Origin of the sequence: Candidatus Nitrosocosmicus agrestis (assembly GCF_008389435.1) — an archaeon.
GTDB classification, from domain to species: domain Archaea; phylum Thermoproteota; class Nitrososphaeria; order Nitrososphaerales; family Nitrososphaeraceae; genus Nitrosocosmicus; species Nitrosocosmicus agrestis.
Genome location: NZ_VUYS01000006.1, coordinates 151,792 through 168,614, shown reverse-complemented (window position 1 = coordinate 168,614; position 16,823 = coordinate 151,792). Strand labels below are relative to the sequence as shown.

The window sequence follows — 16,823 nt, the reverse complement described above, 5'->3', positions numbered from 1 at the left end:
CCGAAAGCTTTGATGATTACTTTCCCTGTAGAAAACAAAACTGCAAACTAGAACATATCAAACAATGGATTACGGTATTCGCTTGGCATCATAACAATAACATTAGAGATTAACTTTACAGAGCCTTATTTTTTATCTAAATATTTATTAACTTGTGTAGCTGGATCGAGGATTTATCGGTCAATTTAATTAATTTGATGACTAGTATGAGCATGTATCACTGATGACGGTGATGATGTTATGGTAAGACATACTTAAATAATTCAGATTATATCATAATGGAGATAAGAAATTTTAAAGGTAAATGCAGTAGATATAGTTAACGCACAAAAGCAGTTGTATGGTTTGGGTGTAAGAAGAACAGATCTGATCAAATCGGCAACTTTTTCTGAAATGACTGGTTCCAATGTTTTTTTAAAACTTGAATGCCTACAGAAAACTGGTTCGTTTAAAATCAGAGGTGCTTTACACAAGATCAGTAGGATGGATGATGATTCAAAAAAACTTGGAGTTATTGCTGCGTCTGCTGGAAATCATGCTCAAGCAGTTGCATATGCTTCTTCGATACTTTCCGTTGATAGTATTATTGTAATGCCTAAAAATGCATCACCTAGTAAGATTTTGGCCACAAAGTCCTATGGGGCAAAAGTTATTCTTCAGGGCCAAAACTACGATGAGGCAGCCGAATTTGTGAAAGAATATGCCACAAAAGAAAATCGTATAGAAATTCCTGCCTTTAATGATCCTGAGATCATAATAGGACAAGGTACAGTGGGTCTTGAAATCATTGAAGATCTACAGGATGTTGATGAGGTTTATGTACCTGTGGGAGGTGGCGGTCTGATATGTGGGATCGCAATCGCAATCAAAGCAACCAATCCAAAGGTTAAGGTGATTGGCGTTGAATCATCAGCCTTTCCAACAATGAAGGAATCTTTGTCTCAAAAAAAAATAACCAAAGTTTCAAATGGTCATACTATTGCTGATGGGATTTCCATAAAAACACCTGGATTGCTCACATTCAATCTTGTAAGAAAATACGTAGATGATATTGTGCTAGTAGACGATACATCAATTGTAAAAACAATGTTCTTACTTATGGAAAGGGCAAAAATTGTAGCGGAAGCGGCTGGGGCCATTTCGTTGGCCTACCTGTTAGATAAACCCGTCAGAACATCCAAAGACAAAAGACAGGTTTCAGTAATATCAGGGGGAAATGTGGATATGTATCTTCTTGGTCAAATAGTGTCAAAAGGATTAATGCAGACTGGAAGGTTATTGAAAATTTTTATAGATTTGCCTGATAAGCCTGGTGCCTTAAAAAAGATTGTAGACGAAATTTCCAAAGCTAATATAAATATCGTGGAAGTGGAACATGATAGGTTGAGTTCGAATGTATTTCCTGGCACAGCGGGTGTTTATTTGAGTTTGGAGCTGGAGAACAAAGAAAAATCCACAACACTAATGCGGCTGTTTAAAAATGAAAAAATTAATTTCAGCATAGTGAAATAAGAATTCGCAGTCATTAAAAACCGTTGGAAACTAAATTACACCAATAGCTGAGATCATCTTTGAATATTCTATAAAATAATGGTTCCACCATCAATAACAATTGTATTCCCATTTGCGAAAGAAAAATCCTCCTCGGCTATCGATGTGGCAACTTTTGCTACCTCTATAGGATCGCCCCATCTATTCATAGGTGACTCTTTTGCTGCTTTGATAATCATACTTTCGGGTAGTGAATTTATAGTAGCTTTAGTCGAAATATTCCCAAGGGCAAGTGAATACGCTCTGATGTTATACTGTCCATATTCCTTGGCTATACATTTTGTAAGTGCTATGTTTCCAGCTTTGGCTATAGAATATGGAAAACCTCCAGGCTGACCGGATATTGCTGGAGTTGAAGATATGGTTATAATTACCCCACCTCGCAGTTTCGGATAATTTTTTTTAAGACTATTCGATACATGAGTGGTGTCTTCAATTTTGTTATTAAGTGGGTTGGCTATAGGTTTATGCAGATCAGCTGGAGAGTCACCATTATAAGTTGCCTTTGATCGTAACATTAATGGGATTATGGCTCTAGACAGCCTTACTGAACCTAGAAGATCCACTGATAATACTCTTTCTAATTCTGAGATCGTTACTTCGTGGGGCTTTTTATTCCATAATAAACTATCGTAAGGATAGCCTGAGTTATTTACAAGTACATCGACCCTGTCGAATTTGTCACTAATTTTTTTTATGAATTTTTCAACGCTAGAGTCATCTGCTACGTCAACTTCAAAGGAAAATGTGGAACCTTTAATCCTTTTGACAGCAGAGTCACATTGCCCTATGCTCCTAGAACACAAAATAACATTAGAATTTTTGTTCTCAGCGAATTCCCTAGCTATTTCAAACCCAATCCCTTTGCTTGAGCCTGTAACTAATACTACCTTGCCTTTAAGTGACATGCTAACCAATTCTAATAAATTCTTACATAATTTATCCTCTTTGATATAGGTGATACCGTTATATTTTTCAAATAAGTGAAGTTAAGACTTTTGAGATTAAATTATCGTTAAGCAAAAAAACACCGTATCATGATATAAGTTTGAAATTCGATTTTTTTAATTGAATTCAGTTCCTTTAAACTAGCCATTAGATAGCAATTTTGTTTGTGCTTGATTTAAATGTGAAAATGGAATATAATCCAAATCAATCGACCTTTCTCAATATACAATGAAAGGCTCTGACAGCAGTAACGCTAATTGGACACTCTATAAATCCTTTGATATTAAATTGTACTTGTATGCAAATGGACTGTGGCAGTTTTAAGATAAAAAAGTTAAAAAATTCGCTCAAATACTATTTACCTAGAGTAGAAGGATATCTCGAAGTCATTAAGCAACTGTCGGCTGAATTTCAAGGGATGTCATTAATAGAATTCGATGGATACTTTGAAAATAAAATCGAACCTGCTAAATATGTCATGGCTGAAGTGCATCTCGATATTTTGGATGAAAATAAAATTATCGAACAAGCTAATTGCATAAGAACTCAGCTAAATCAAAAGAGTCTTGCCATTCAGATAAATAACGAATTAATTCTGGTTGACGGTAACTAATGTAATTAAACACATTTTCAATAAATCATTTGATCGTAGTTGCGGATAAGTTCTAGACACACAAAATTTATATCTTAAATTTTTCGACTGTTATTCATCTTTGTACAAAATTTCATAAATTTCAATCCACACAATCTTCTTGGTTTACAAATTAAACCCGTGAGGTGCGAAATTGAATTGAATTTAAGACCTTAACAGGTTTGCTTACCATTATCCATTTCTTGTGCCTAAAGTACAACAATAACACAACCGAAATGACAATCATTGTAATGAGTACATCTAAGAGCCCTGAAGGAAGGTGATCTATTTTTGTCAAGTCTAAACCGTTCATTCCATATATTCCAGCAATTAATGTTAGTGGTAGCAAGACCACGCTGAAAATCGTAAGAATTCTCATTGTGTCATTTAATCGCAGCGAAATATTTGCCAAATAGAGATCTCTGGTGGAGTTAATTGTATCTCCGTAAGATTCTATTAAATCTATTAATTGTGTAATGTTATCATAAATAATCTTCAAGTATTTCAAATCTTTGTTTTGTTCTTCCATGTGTAACTGATAGTTAATTACATCTCTTGTGTACCAGAAATGTCTTCTTAAAATAATCAATTGTCTTGTTATCATGTCTAAATAATCTAGCATTTCTTCTGAGCTTTTCTCATAAAGAGATTCCTGCTCAAAATCGGTTATAGTAATTTCAATCGAAGTTAACAATTGCTCATATCTGCCAATAATTTCATCTACAAGGACAAAATAAAGTGCCTCAATACTTGCTTCAAGAATTCTCTTATTTTTTTTCTCCATTGTATGCTTTATCGAAGAAAGGATATTTACATCCGAAGAATGAATTGTGATCATCCAATCCTTTCCTAAATAAGTGTATATTCCTTCTATTAGTAGCTTCTTAAAGGTCTTGTATCTAATATCTAGATAAATACCAAATATGTATTTATCAAGGATGCGTACTTGAGCTCTTTTCGCTCCTTGTCTAATAAGCTGAATAGTATCACTATCTATTTCAAATTCGCTTTCGAGAAATTTAAAATCAAATTCTGAAGGATCGACTATATCAATCCATAAATTACAATCTTTTAGTGAAGAATTTGCTTTGTTGCCCAAGTAAACTATGCCTGAGGAGTTATAATAGATAAACCGAGTTTCTGACAAAAATGTTCTAATGGGGAGTTTTTAATTATTATAATCCTAAAGCATCTTTAAGATCTATTTCATGGTCTTGTTCAGTAGCAATGATCTCTCTCAAAACCTCAGAAAGTGCAAATTCACCAGCACGTTCGGCTTGTCTAATTCTATCCCTATAGTTTCTAACTGTTTCCTGTTCAGACTTGAGATCAATTTCCAACATTTTCTTGGAATCTTTTGAACTCTCAACTTCTTTTACCTGAATAGTAGGTGTTCCACCAAGATAGTCTATCTGCTTGGATATTTTGAGAGCGTGATTTAGTTCATCGGATGCATGTTTTTCCAATTGTTCAGCGATGTTTCCATACTCAGCACCCTTTAATGTAGAACTGAAGACAACATACTGGATTATAGCTTTATATTCGCGACTCAGATCTTCATTCAGACCATTAATAATGGCCTGCTTATCTAGATTATCGTTATCATTATTATTATTATTTGTCATACTAAGTTATAGTTCACAAATATTATAAACATCCTAATTGAATTATTAACTGATAATGAATTGATTTGCGCATAACTTTATTAAGATTACCTATTTGTGCTAAAATGAAAAGACTACTCTAAAAAGTAGAGCCAATCATGTGATGACCTCTTGGATTATTTGCTTTATGGCAGTTAGAAATATATATCATTTTTGAGAAAAACTAAGTTAATATACTTTTTATACTCGCTAATATGATAAAAAAATGTAACACAAACTATTATTGGTTAATAATGCGACTTATCCAATAACAAGGGATTTATGATAATTTACAAATAGGGAGTTCTAATTCATGTTTGTGTCTGTTACTCTCAATCCATTCTACCACCAATCTAATTTCCTTATCCTTTACATTTTGAATTTTGGGAAGTTTGGATTTGATAGAAATACTATCAACTGGAATATTCTTTAAAATTTTATCAATCGTTTCATAGTTTACTCCTATTTCTCCCTCTGCAGTCTGACCCTTCCAGATCCGCGCACTACTAACTTTTTCTATTATTCTGGATGGAACGCCAAGGTATTTGGCAAATTCCCTTATCTCTGTTTTGTAGAGATCTGCGATTGGAAAAATATCTGCTCCGCCATCTCCGTGTTTTGTAAAGTATCCTAGTTGCAATTCACTTTTATCTGCAGTCCCTAAAACGAGACCACTTTTTGCGGCTGCATAGTAATACAGAATAGACATCCTGAGTCTCACCAAAAAGTTGCCTCGTGCAAGGCGATTGTTTGGAAATCCTTTCAGTAGAATTTTTTTACCCTTTGTGATATCTATTAACTTATAATTAATACCTAACTGTTTCGATATTTCGATACCATCTTTGACGTCTACTTTGGGTGTAACTGAATAGTCTGGGATCATTAATCCAAGAACCTTTTTTGGCCCAAGTGATTTTGCAGCTACAAACGCCGCTACTGTAGAATCTATTCCTCCACTTATCCCAATAACCACACAGTTAGCATTCCTCTCTTTAACTTCATGTAACAAAAATTTTGAGATCTTATCAAAGATTAGTGCTTCATTCATTTGAATTTTTATTCTAATAATTTTTAACAGGGATTTATAGCCTGCGCTCCATTATTTGAAATGAGGCAAGGGATAACCTATCATATTTATCTTAACACTTAAAATAATTTCTTTAAGAGGAAGATTCTGACTATTATACCATAATGATTAATTACATCATGTTGGCTTTTCAGTTTAGGACTGACATTTTGCGAACAACTTTTTTCGATAAGATTCTTGATATTCTGTTCTTATCAAGTATTGTTATTTAAATTTCTGCACCAATTTAATATTGTAGGACTCGCAGTTTTAATGTCTCTAAACATTTTTTTTGATACAACCTTTTCATCTTGAGATAAACCCGTAAAGTCTTTTAGACTCAGAGGTGTGTTATTTAGTATTACCATATAATTTATGCCCGCTTTCATTGCAGAATCTACTCCGATAGGCGAATTTTCGACTACTAGAGCGTCTTTTGCCTCAAGACCGAATTTCTCTAAAGCTTTGTTAAAAGGCTGAGGACTGGGTTTACCCTCTGATAAATCGTCACCAGTAACAATCAAATCGAAATTATCTATCAAACCATTTTTTTCAAGTAGAGTTTTGACTTCATGTGATGAGGCTCCGCTTACAACCGCCTTTAAACAATTGGCTAATTTCAAGGATTGAATTAATTCAAAAACACCTTCAAATGGTTTGGATTTTTCATTTTGCTGAAACAGCTCTTTTTTCCTTTGGCTAATTGACTTTATCACTTTCTCATCATTGTCATACTGCATATTTTTTTTCAGTATTTGTTTGATGAGATCAGCGCCTGGCATTCCCTCAAGCAAATAGATATCTCTAGTATCAATATCTAGATCAATCACCTCTTTAAAAGCTCTCTTAAATGCTTCTGCATGGTATGGCATCGCATCTATCAACACCCCGTCCATGTCAAACAATATCGCACGCAAATTGCTATTCTTTGTTTTATGGAAATCAAATATTATATATTATATATTATATAAAATTTTGAACCTACCGGATGATTGAGAAAATACCCTATAATAACATTTGAAAACATTTAACAAATTTATTTTATCATAATTTCAAATTCGTCTCACCTGATTTTTTACTAATGGCTCCTCACTCAGTGTTTTGGGTTTACTCCTAATTTTGAATAATAATTAATTTCTTTTACTTTTTAGATAGGGTGGCACACCTAATCAGAAATTGTTAGTAACAAAATCCAAGTCATTATTTGGATATGAATTGTTTAAAGCTGGAAACCTTTGTATAGCACCATGAAAGTTATATAATCTAGTTGGTTAGACGCAGAATAAAAAACCCGTCCTTAGGTATTTTCTGATTAAAATGGTCATGCAAGCAATACAGATAACTAAAAATTGTAAAATAATAATTAATTCTTTGTTCAAAAACTCATTGAGGCTTATATTTCTTTTTGAGCAATTCTTTATCTATTAAATCGATACATCGATTAAGCTCCTCGACAAAAAATTAGATTGTTATATAGTATGTTACCAAAATTGCATTATTGACTACTGTTGGGGAAGCAAATCCGCAGGGTACAGTAAAATTGAAAAATTCAGTATACAATATTTTGTCTTCTATGGGCAAAGATGCAGATTTTTTGTATAGCACAGCAGACAAGTACATTGAAGATGCTCAGAATGAGGGTAAGGATAACCTAGTAGCCGTCTGGAAGGAAATTAAACAAGACAAAATTAAGCATTTGTCTAAACTAAGGCATGCCTTGAGAAAGAAGCAAAAGAGAAAAATCTCTCTTTATAGTCGATCTAGGTCTGTCGTTATTACTTCTTTTTACTAATTTTGCAACCAGGCAACCATTAAATTACAATTAGGTTTTATTTCTTAGACTATATTTTCAAATTTCTGTTTGTCAAATTTGTAAAATTTGTAAAAGCTCTAGGAAATTTAATAATATATTTTTAGTCTTGGCAAATACATACCTAACAATTCTACGTAGTCATACCTAATTAAAGTAATAGACTAATTTAGTTTGTAAGCATCAATTGTTGTAGACAATTACCATCAGCATTGTATTAAGGATTAACTGCAATAATGCGAGATTACAAAATAACATTGTAATAAGTGTTGTTCTATCATAAGGATTCATACTATGAGTGAAACATTTGAAAATAATGAAAAAGGCAAGAGAAAGTTTATAGACTTTTTGGGCCGATTCAGAAAATACATCAAAAAATAATGACGCATACATTTTTTGACAATGATTTGCTGTTCTAACAAACCATTTAATCAGAATCCTTCTTGAAATGTATACACTTCTTTTAAGAACTGCGCTCAGTTACTGTTGTAAAGTGGAATTTCCATGAAATAGTTAACCGACTTTTATGTTAGGTTGCAAAACTGAATGAATTGTTTCTCTTAATTTCGCAAATTTAACTGGCTTTTCTATGACGTTACAAAATTTTACTGAATTAAATTTTTAGTTGAGTTTCAAATCATCAGTAAGAAATGCAGTGATTAACATTATTGCCACATTCGGATCGTGTTTTCTTATTTCATACGCCAAATCAATTCCAGACATTGCTGGCATTCTTAAATCAGTAAGTATTAAAAAAGTCTTTAGAACTTTTCTTAAAGTAATCCAGTGCCAATGCAGGGTCTGTAAAGGAAATTACCTCATATCCTATCTTAACCAGGTATTCCTTAAATAGACTAGCCAATTCCAACTCATCATCTACTACGATTACTGCATGAGATGAATATTTTATCTTAAACTTTACTGTATTATAATGTATTTAACCATTATGATGAACTTCTATCTCGCACCAGAATTTTTATACTCAACTAATGCTAATTTGAAACTTTGCTACTACCTAGGACCACGTATTTTAGTCAGATCGCTTTTCAGTAAATGTTACATTAACTTTTGTAGTTCTAACCACTTCGATTTGTGTGACTTTTTATTTCAGTTGATATTTGTCTTGACCAACTGTGTTATTGAGATGTTATTTTAATGCACCCTGGAAAAAGGACAATAGTATTCAAATTGGACAATTTTAACCTCGCAAATTCAGGATTCTATAACAAATTATGTGTATTAATGTGACATTAACAATTTCTTAATAATGGTAATTTTAACAGAGGATTACCCGTGTCTAAAAATCTAATTTTCTGATACATCAGAGTTTATTATGGTGCATTTGATCTAAGAAGTAAGGAGCACCAGAAACTAATCTTTTGATCCTTACTTCTTAACACATTATTATACCGCGGATTGGTATAGTGATACTAAATAATTAACAAATTATAATAATATGTTAAAAATGATTATGCCATGATTTCAATATGTATATATGAATTTATTTGATTATAGGGTTAAGGATCTTGCCGAATGTAATTGCTAGTCGCCTAAAGTAGGAATCAAGCAAGCTGTCCTTCAAAAAATTGATAAAAAAGAATTCAAGTGATAAAAATTGGTGTTTTTGTTGTTTATGGACTGTTATCGATGCTTGGGGGTTTACACAGGGGACTCGTACTCTCGATATAATTTCAAATATTTAAAATTAGGCTACGATAGAGTGGCTTGACCCCCTAAAGAAAAAGCATGTTAATTAATCTGATTTCATTAATCAACTAAATAATGTTAATGACCGAATCTGACTCAATAATTTAAAAAGTTTTACATAGGTTTTTTGGCCCGTTTAATTGGAATTGAAATTATTTGAATTAAATACTTTGATCAACATGATCATATCTATTTTTAAGGGAAAGTTAGTTTGGTACTCTACAATTTTAAATTGAGAAGAATCTCGGCTTTAGAGTAAATTGTATCGGCTTTAATTACTATGTCTCATAAGTTTGATTAAATTGTCTGATTTAATTAGAACAGGCGGAAATTATACTGATTCAAAGAAAACAGGAGAAGATAGCGAATATTCAAGAGCGGGTGAGCGAACAGATTCTCCAGCTACTAATGAAGTCACCAAAAGGAATACAGCAGCTAAACTGGCCAATTTACTTGAAGGATTGTCATTTCCTGCATCCAAAGAAGAGATAAAGAATCATTTGAACAGTAGGTCTCCCGCAATGGGAAATAGGATTAATGATGTATTTGAAAGAGTACAAAATAACTTGGAGAATGGAAAGAAATATGCTGATGTCTATGAAATTGAATTGGCTACAGGACTGGTAAAAAACAATGAGTCATAATAGATAAAAGAAATTTTTTCTTATAAAATACTTGTTTATTTCCCAGTCCGTAATTATTTGAAATCTATAAGGGTTCAATACAATCTAAAGATTTAGTACCAAATATTTTTTTAAATCGCGCTTTGACTTTAATTATGGTCTTTGGGCCGGAAGCCATTTGTGTTATCAGTTAGATTTAACCTAAATAATAACTATTTAAGATCCACTTGGCTACTATTGAATTTTATACCAAGATATGTTACAAATAGGACAATCGAAATGCCATCTATTTCTTGGCTCCTCTCAAACTTTTTGACTTTTCAAATTTACATTTTAACAAGATATAATAGTGAAAGGTATCATCAGGAACCTATCTTCTAAAATTTTCAAACTTAAGGGCAATCACATTACGGTAAAGTTAAAATCTAACAAGAAACAGGATGCAATGTAATTAGAGTTGTTTTACTTTTATAATTCTAATGAATCATTTAACTATCTATAAATTACAAATACTTGTAACATTTTGAATTCCATTTTTGTTGGCAGCAGATATTGCAATATGCATTTAGTTACTCTCTTTATCTGTTATTCAATTACAATTGCATTCAAAAATTTTTTGCTTTAACTGTACTAAATTTATCATTTGGTGATACATAATTTCTGTTGAGGTAAATATTCGCCTCCAGGAATAGCTTGAATACCGTCACCATTAATTACTAGGAAAACATGGTTGGAAAATTCAATTGTATGATTACATTTGCCATGGATAAATATATTTCAAATATTATGCTTAAATAAGTTATTATACAAATTTCAAAATGGAACAAGTGAAAAGAGAACAGATTCCGGATTCTGAAGGTCCTGAAAGTAAAACTGGCCAATTTATTAACCGTCAGAATTCCGTTGCAGGTCAAAGAAAGGAAGTGAATGTTGAAAATTACTCCGATGTTGCTAAACTAGCAGATATATTAAAAGATGTTAGTTTTCCAGCTCCGAAAAGTAAAATCCTTCAATATATCACCCAGAGTGAAGACTTTAAAAATAAGGATACTATACTGGCTGCATTAAATAAACTTCAAGATAGATCATACAATGGAGTATCGGATTTGACTACTTCAGCTGGATTAGTGCATCAATGAGGTAAGGTTTACTTACTAAATCTGCATAAAAATACGTGGTGATATTGTCTTTTAGATGGTCAAAATAGACCTTTATTTTACGTATCAGAAATAACTTTGGATCATCTATCTTTTCTTTATTTTGTATTACCATTACCTTTAATCTGACTGCATGTAGATTAGACGCGTTAATAGTCTTAGTGGTGGACTCAGGGTTGATTGCAGTAGAAAAATATTATAATGCTTTCATACAAAAAATTCGCAAAATCGGATGAAAAATAAAGAATAACAAATAATATTTTACAAATGCTGTGGTTAGTCAAATTTCAGTCAACTTTGGACCTGATGATTTAGGTGAATTCTGTCTAGTTGGAGCTGGCTAATTCAAAGCGCTGTAAATACATAGATCTTTTATAAAGTATAATTTGTTTTTTCAGCAATCAGGTCATGTAGAAATAAGTTTTAAACAAGCATTTTTGTGATTTTATAAATGGAATAAACATCAAATTTTTGGTATATGTGTCAACCTTTATTCTTTCTAAGTAATCAAGACAAACAATATTTATTGTTTCATATTGTGGTTATGGATCAATAAGGTCATGTAGTCCAAGTATGCACAGATTTTATTTGAAGATTAAATGAATGAATCAATCCAATCATATTTTGCTAAAAAAAATAGTTGAGGGTATTGGTTCTATATTTTCAATTATTACAATATGAATCGAAATTTGATCTACTTTTGCAACTAATTAGTCAAAAATAAATAGAATAATCTTTTATGTAAAAAACCGTGAAAATAAACAATGACTTGTAGTTGGATTAGGTTGCATATTTTTTCATGATCGCTTTTACCTCCTCATCAGAAACCTGTTCGAAATTTCTATAGAACTGCCCTACCGCGCTAAACTCTATCGGTGTATTTAAAATGATTACCTTGTTGGCCATTTGCTTTAATTTTTCTATTATTTCGCTAGTTCTAGGTGCAACCGGCACTGCTACTATAAATTTTTCATAATTGTGAATATCTTTTACTATCCATTGGGCTGCTGCAAGAATTGTCGCCCCTGTTGCAATGCCGTCGTCTGTCAAAATGACAACTTTTCCAGCCAGTTCCTTGCTGTATGTTCTATTTCCTCTGAATTCTTGCAATCTTCTTTCAATTTCTGCGGTTTGAACCTTTACTTCTTCCTGAATGTATTTATTAGATATGTCTAATAGTTTAATAAATAATTCTTTTACAAAATAGGTTCCCCCTGGCATTACAGCGCCTATTGCTAATTCTTTGTTATTTGGAGCACCAATTTTTTTTGAGATCACCATGTCTAGGTTACAGCGAAGTCTTGATGCAATAACATCACCCAAAATTATACCTCCACGAGGTATAGCTAATACAATAATTTTTTCATCAGGACTGTCTATTTCTAAGTTGTCAAAATTTTCCATCGTTCCTAAAAGGTATTTTTCGACAGCATTTGCTAATTCTTCTCCAGCCTGTATTCTATCATTAAATAGCATTCAGCAGACTCAACAGTCTATAATTACAATAGGATAAATACATTAAAACAACATTTTTTAATTTTTGCAATGCAATAAAAATGATATCTAAATAGGAAAAGATCCGTTTTTTTACTCAAAATATGCATTTCCCTTACAATTTTATAGAATTGGATTATTACTTATTAAAGTCCTAGTACCGTCAAGAGGTAAGGATAATAAAATTACTTAGTAACTATACAACTTTTTTTTGGTAGAACACAAATCTTAATTCATTTTCATTTTTTAAAACTATTTTTTTTACATAAATATGATTTTTGTCTTCAGCGAGTAGGGTTGAAGGTAGACTTAATATCAAGTCCCTATTGCAAACTCTGCCATTGGTAATTGGGTAGACGCACCACCATAATTATTGATAGTAAAAGTCAAGTTATTTTAGCCCTATAATAGGCATATGGTCTTCCATAGGAATGGAATATGAATTAGAAAAGACATTGATTTATTATACTGTCTTACAATTACATCTACCGTTTTCCTTAGTCCGGATCATCAAATTCAGTATTTATTTTTTTACTATGATTGTGCCTAATAAACAATCAAAATAAATTAATGTCGAATTCAATAAAGTCACCTCGATTTTAAACTGTGTGGTTCTATCTTTGATAGAATCAAATAAACTTGTTTTTCCTAGTTAAATTATATACTACTTGTAATTTTCACAGAAGATTATTTAACTCTAACAATGCATGGAATTCTCATAAATTGACGAGAAATAAGGATAATGATGAAAGTATCTTGCCCTTACTTCTCTTGTATATACAATCCTGGGTAATTGCATTAAACACTGTTCATCATTGTTTAAAAAGTTAATATTAATTCTAGCAACACTTGCCCATAAATAAGAACAGCAGACTCTAAGTGAGTGATACATAATTTTATATCATGTCCCAAGTCAAGATGTATCAAAACAAAACTAGACCGTATAACAAGAATTGGGCCTTAGGATAACGCGATCGTTTCTATTAATTGATCAAATCGGCATTCTCTGAGTATGGTTGAATATGTGGATATGCATGTCACAACCTGGGGGACGTAGCATATCTCCAAATTGGGGCTTACACTCTGTAGAAAATGTATCAATCCGGATGGTGAAATTAATCTTTTGATACTTGGCGGAAACTATCAACGGCTATTAGTAGTGGCTAAAGTTGACAAAGCTTAGTTATAAATAGACTAGTTTTCTTCTGGGAATTTGTATCTGAATATTATATACGATCCATTAAATTAGCCAAAGGAGTGGTAACATTAACAAATAAGAAATCATTTAATGGATTTAATTGCAAATCCTGTATAGTAACAGTATACACCATTTAAGCCAAATGTATCTTTAATCGAAATGTGGAAATAAAGGCTACAAATACTATCCTCAAGTCGCTTTCTCAAACCCGTAATTGTATAGTTTTTATCTGATTGCAGTTTAGAACTAAACTAAACTTATATCACATCGAGAGCAGGCGGGGTCCACTAACTAAATGGATAAGAATAGACCATCTTCAGATGACGTTGCCATTTGCAACAACATTAGTGTTATATCAGAACAATATTATTTATTATCCTTTATTATCACATTGCATTTCAACATGTCTGCTTATTTCTGACGTTGTTGTTTGTTTAACCATGTCTGTATTTATCTTTATAACAAAAGGTAGTGACTAAATGCTGTTATACGATTTTGCGGACTTTTCTATGGCTCAATGTTTGTTTTTATTGCATGTTTATACAGTATATTACCGTTGCTAGTATATTGAATTACAAAGCCAATTGTTTGGTAAGGTAGACTATATTTCTACAGCTGGAATCAACATAGGTTTGCAATTTAAGAAATACCCCTCCTACTTTGAGTTGATATCTAATCTATATCTAAAAGTATCCTGCCCAATAAAGTTGATTGTTTTCGTTATTTCTTGTTATATGAATATATTATTCTTACAAAAATCAAACAAAAATAATGAGGATTAAATTCAATTAAATATTAATATCGTTTATAAGCTTTTGACGATTTAAAAAAAGTTGACGCTTAGTATTTGTAGTTATTATAAAATTAAATATCCGACCTTAAATTCAGAATCGTTAATAAACCTTGAAAGAAAAGCAGAATAACCATTGCATTAGCTTTAGCAATAGTTATTCAGTTACATGTAATTAAGCTACAGCAGCTTTAGCCATATCTATACATTCAGATAAGTGCTTTTGTTCCTCTTTTAAGATCGACTTGATGGTTGTGAGGGCTTTCTTATTATCAAAGTTTTCACATATGGTTTGCAGGACTTCATAATGTGATACTTCACCTCCCTCTGCTAAACACAAAAATTCTAAAGCTTCAGAAGTATCGGGATTTTCTCCCAAATATGTTTTCATGATTTTTGTAGCTTTTTTCTCAGTTTCTTTGGCACTTTCCTCTACTTTGGACGCATTCAGTTTGACTTCCTCGTCCTCTGCAAATAGACTTACCACCTCTTGAATTTTCTCTTCGTGGGAACTTGCTTCTTTTTGAATTTCTTTTGCCTGGTCTTTAGATTCTGATTTCAGTAATTTGAGAGCAACTAGTTCTTCTACGGCTTTTTGAGCAGCACGTTCCAATCCTAATACCTCTCCTAATTTCTTTTGTAGATTATCTAAATTCTCTTTTTTGTTTGACACTGTATTATTGTGAGCTTAAAAATTTATATAATTAATGCAGAATACTATAGGGTTTTGAATGTGAGATTTTCTAATCGTAAAGTTGATAAATAATTACTAGTTGGTTTGTGTACCTTCATATCTTTTTTTGTTTTTTGTGCTCTGTTTTAGGTTGTAGTTCTAAAAACAATATGCAATTTATTATCCTTTACATCAGGCTTTGGAAATGCGAAAAAATAATTTATTGTAAAGCATTGAAATTATCTTGTCACGTGATCTGCTAAAAATGAAGATCGAAATTTCGATATAAATCAGGTAGCAAAGTATGAAAAATTACATGTAGTGTCTTACCTACTGATTTAAAATAAACTAATTTCAAATTTAATATTCATTTGACTTAAAAGATACTGCAATGTGGGATTTTGGACCTTAACATCTTAAAAGTAATTAGAAAACCTATTTAATTTGTTAAATGATCGTCTCCATTACCTCATATTAATTTCATAAATGGAAGAAATATTAGAATCAATGCTTGAATAAAAAGCATAATCTAATTTATTAATTGGAATAATTAAATATTTGACTTTATATATAGTGTCAAAACATATTAGTTTACACTATAATGAATAAAAAATCAAAACCTAAGGTGATTTTAGAAATTTCCGTCACAAAATTGAATAATTACTTATTAGCTATTTAAGTTATGAAACTTAAAAACCGGTAATGAAAATTATGAACACATTCGTTGTTGGGATAATGGCAGTTTTGTTTGCATCTGCTTACATAGGAGCAGTCTATGCTCAAAATCAATCAGAAAATCAATCGATGGCTACAGTAACTGACAAACCTCAAACACTTATTGCAAATCAGACAACAGTTCCAGCAAAACAAACAACGGTGACTGTAAACCAGACCACTAAACCAATAAATGCTCAATCTCAGATTGAACCACTGCAAAACCAGACTCTTACTCCTCAACCTGGGAATCTCTCTAACCTAGAAAACAAAACCATGATTCAGGCCACGGGTCCAGCAACAACAATCATAGCCAACAAGACGTCTGTTCCATTCAATCAAACTACCATCGGAGTAGGCACTGTAGCAGATTCACAATCTCAAACATCAAACATGTCGCAACAACCTGCCTCTCAACAACAACAACAACAAAACGAGTCGCAGCCATCTTCACAGACTCTAACATCCAATCAATCAAATTCTTCAAATCAAACCGAACCACAGTCACAACCACAGTCACAACCACAGTCACAACAAAATGAATCAAAGGGACCACTACAGGAATTAGGGGATTCGTTAAACAAAATGATAACTGGGGGAAAATAATTCTTAATTCCTTGAGTAATATATAGATCTAAATCAAATTTACTTATTTTATTGTGAATAGACTCTAATCATAATGCATTTTGCATTTTAAGAGCTAATTATTTTAAGCATCTATTTTAAAATATATTTGGTTACTATTAGCGTTAATCTATGAGCATGCTAACAGATGAAACGTCTGTTTGTATTTTTCAAAAATTTATTAGTATATACAT

At 32.0% G+C, this 16,823-nt stretch carries 14 protein-coding genes; 6 read left to right on the top strand and 8 right to left on the bottom strand.

Annotated elements, in window-relative coordinates:
* Window positions 1-345 precede the first annotated feature (345 nt).
* Window positions 346-1,512 (top strand): threonine ammonia-lyase, encoded by a 1,167-nt coding sequence (gene ilvA / locus F1Z66_RS05760; protein ID WP_230207469.1) that lies wholly within the window; start codon window positions 346-348, stop codon window positions 1,510-1,512.
* Between the two features lie 68 nt (window positions 1,513-1,580).
* Here the strand turns inward: ilvA and F1Z66_RS05755 are convergent, their stop codons facing one another.
* Window positions 1,581-2,459 carry an SDR family NAD(P)-dependent oxidoreductase gene (locus F1Z66_RS05755; RefSeq protein WP_149862646.1) on the bottom strand — a complete coding sequence of 293 codons (879 nt, stop codon included), beginning with the start codon at window positions 2,457-2,459 and terminating at the stop codon, window positions 1,581-1,583.
* Window positions 2,460-2,797: 338 nt separating this feature from the next.
* Between F1Z66_RS05755 and F1Z66_RS05750 the strand changes: the two genes are divergently transcribed.
* Window positions 2,798-3,112, top strand: coding sequence for a hypothetical protein (locus tag F1Z66_RS05750; RefSeq protein ID WP_149862645.1), 315 nt, complete (start codon window positions 2,798-2,800; stop codon window positions 3,110-3,112).
* A gap of 151 nt (window positions 3,113-3,263) precedes the next feature.
* Here the strand turns inward: F1Z66_RS05750 and F1Z66_RS05745 are convergent, their stop codons facing one another.
* From F1Z66_RS05745 to F1Z66_RS05730, 4 genes are all read right to left on the bottom strand, one after another.
* Window positions 3,264-4,277 (bottom strand): magnesium transporter CorA family protein, encoded by a 1,014-nt coding sequence (locus F1Z66_RS05745; RefSeq protein WP_159357282.1) that lies wholly within the window; start codon window positions 4,275-4,277, stop codon window positions 3,264-3,266.
* A gap of 28 nt (window positions 4,278-4,305) precedes the next feature.
* The gene (locus F1Z66_RS05740) at window positions 4,306-4,755 is read right to left on the bottom strand and encodes a ferritin-like domain-containing protein (protein WP_149862643.1); all 450 of its coding nucleotides are present in this window, start codon (window positions 4,753-4,755) and stop codon (window positions 4,306-4,308) included.
* A 298-nt stretch (window positions 4,756-5,053) separates the two neighbouring features.
* Window positions 5,054-5,821: an NAD+ synthase gene (locus tag F1Z66_RS05735; RefSeq protein WP_149862642.1), complete on the bottom strand. Its 768-nt coding sequence runs from the start codon at window positions 5,819-5,821 to the stop codon at window positions 5,054-5,056.
* Between the two features lie 233 nt (window positions 5,822-6,054).
* On the bottom strand, window positions 6,055-6,756 hold the full coding sequence (locus F1Z66_RS05730; RefSeq protein ID WP_149862641.1) for an HAD family hydrolase: 702 nt from the start codon (window positions 6,754-6,756) through the stop codon (window positions 6,055-6,057).
* A gap of 581 nt (window positions 6,757-7,337) precedes the next feature.
* Between F1Z66_RS05730 and F1Z66_RS05725 the strand changes: the two genes are divergently transcribed.
* A complete protein-coding gene (locus F1Z66_RS05725) occupies window positions 7,338-7,631 on the top strand; it encodes a hypothetical protein (RefSeq protein WP_149862640.1) in 294 nt (97 codons plus the stop codon).
* A 639-nt stretch (window positions 7,632-8,270) separates the two neighbouring features.
* On the opposite strand, the gene F1Z66_RS05720 is transcribed toward F1Z66_RS05725, so the two are convergent.
* A complete protein-coding gene (locus F1Z66_RS05720) occupies window positions 8,271-8,399 on the bottom strand; it encodes a response regulator (protein ID WP_255437894.1) in 129 nt (42 codons plus the stop codon).
* Window positions 8,400-9,658: 1,259 nt separating this feature from the next.
* On the opposite strand from F1Z66_RS05720, the gene F1Z66_RS05715 reads away from it, so the two are divergent.
* A complete protein-coding gene (locus F1Z66_RS05715) occupies window positions 9,659-10,000 on the top strand; it encodes a hypothetical protein (RefSeq protein WP_149862638.1) in 342 nt (113 codons plus the stop codon).
* Window positions 10,001-10,806: 806 nt separating this feature from the next.
* Window positions 10,807-11,118 carry a DUF2795 domain-containing protein gene (locus F1Z66_RS05710; protein ID WP_159357285.1) on the top strand — a complete coding sequence of 104 codons (312 nt, stop codon included), beginning with the start codon at window positions 10,807-10,809 and terminating at the stop codon, window positions 11,116-11,118.
* A gap of 798 nt (window positions 11,119-11,916) precedes the next feature.
* Here F1Z66_RS05710 and F1Z66_RS05705 read toward each other — a convergent pair.
* Complete coding sequence (locus F1Z66_RS05705) at window positions 11,917-12,612, bottom strand: phosphoribosyltransferase (protein WP_149862636.1); 696 nt, start codon at window positions 12,610-12,612, stop codon at window positions 11,917-11,919.
* 2,181 nt (window positions 12,613-14,793) lie between these two features.
* Complete coding sequence (locus F1Z66_RS05700; protein ID WP_149862635.1) at window positions 14,794-15,291, bottom strand: hypothetical protein; 498 nt, start codon at window positions 15,289-15,291, stop codon at window positions 14,794-14,796.
* A gap of 711 nt (window positions 15,292-16,002) precedes the next feature.
* Between F1Z66_RS05700 and F1Z66_RS05695 the strand changes: the two genes are divergently transcribed.
* Window positions 16,003-16,611, top strand: a complete 609-nt coding sequence (locus tag F1Z66_RS05695; RefSeq protein ID WP_149862634.1) for a hypothetical protein — start codon at window positions 16,003-16,005, stop codon at window positions 16,609-16,611.
* Window positions 16,612-16,823: the final 212 nt, after the last annotated feature.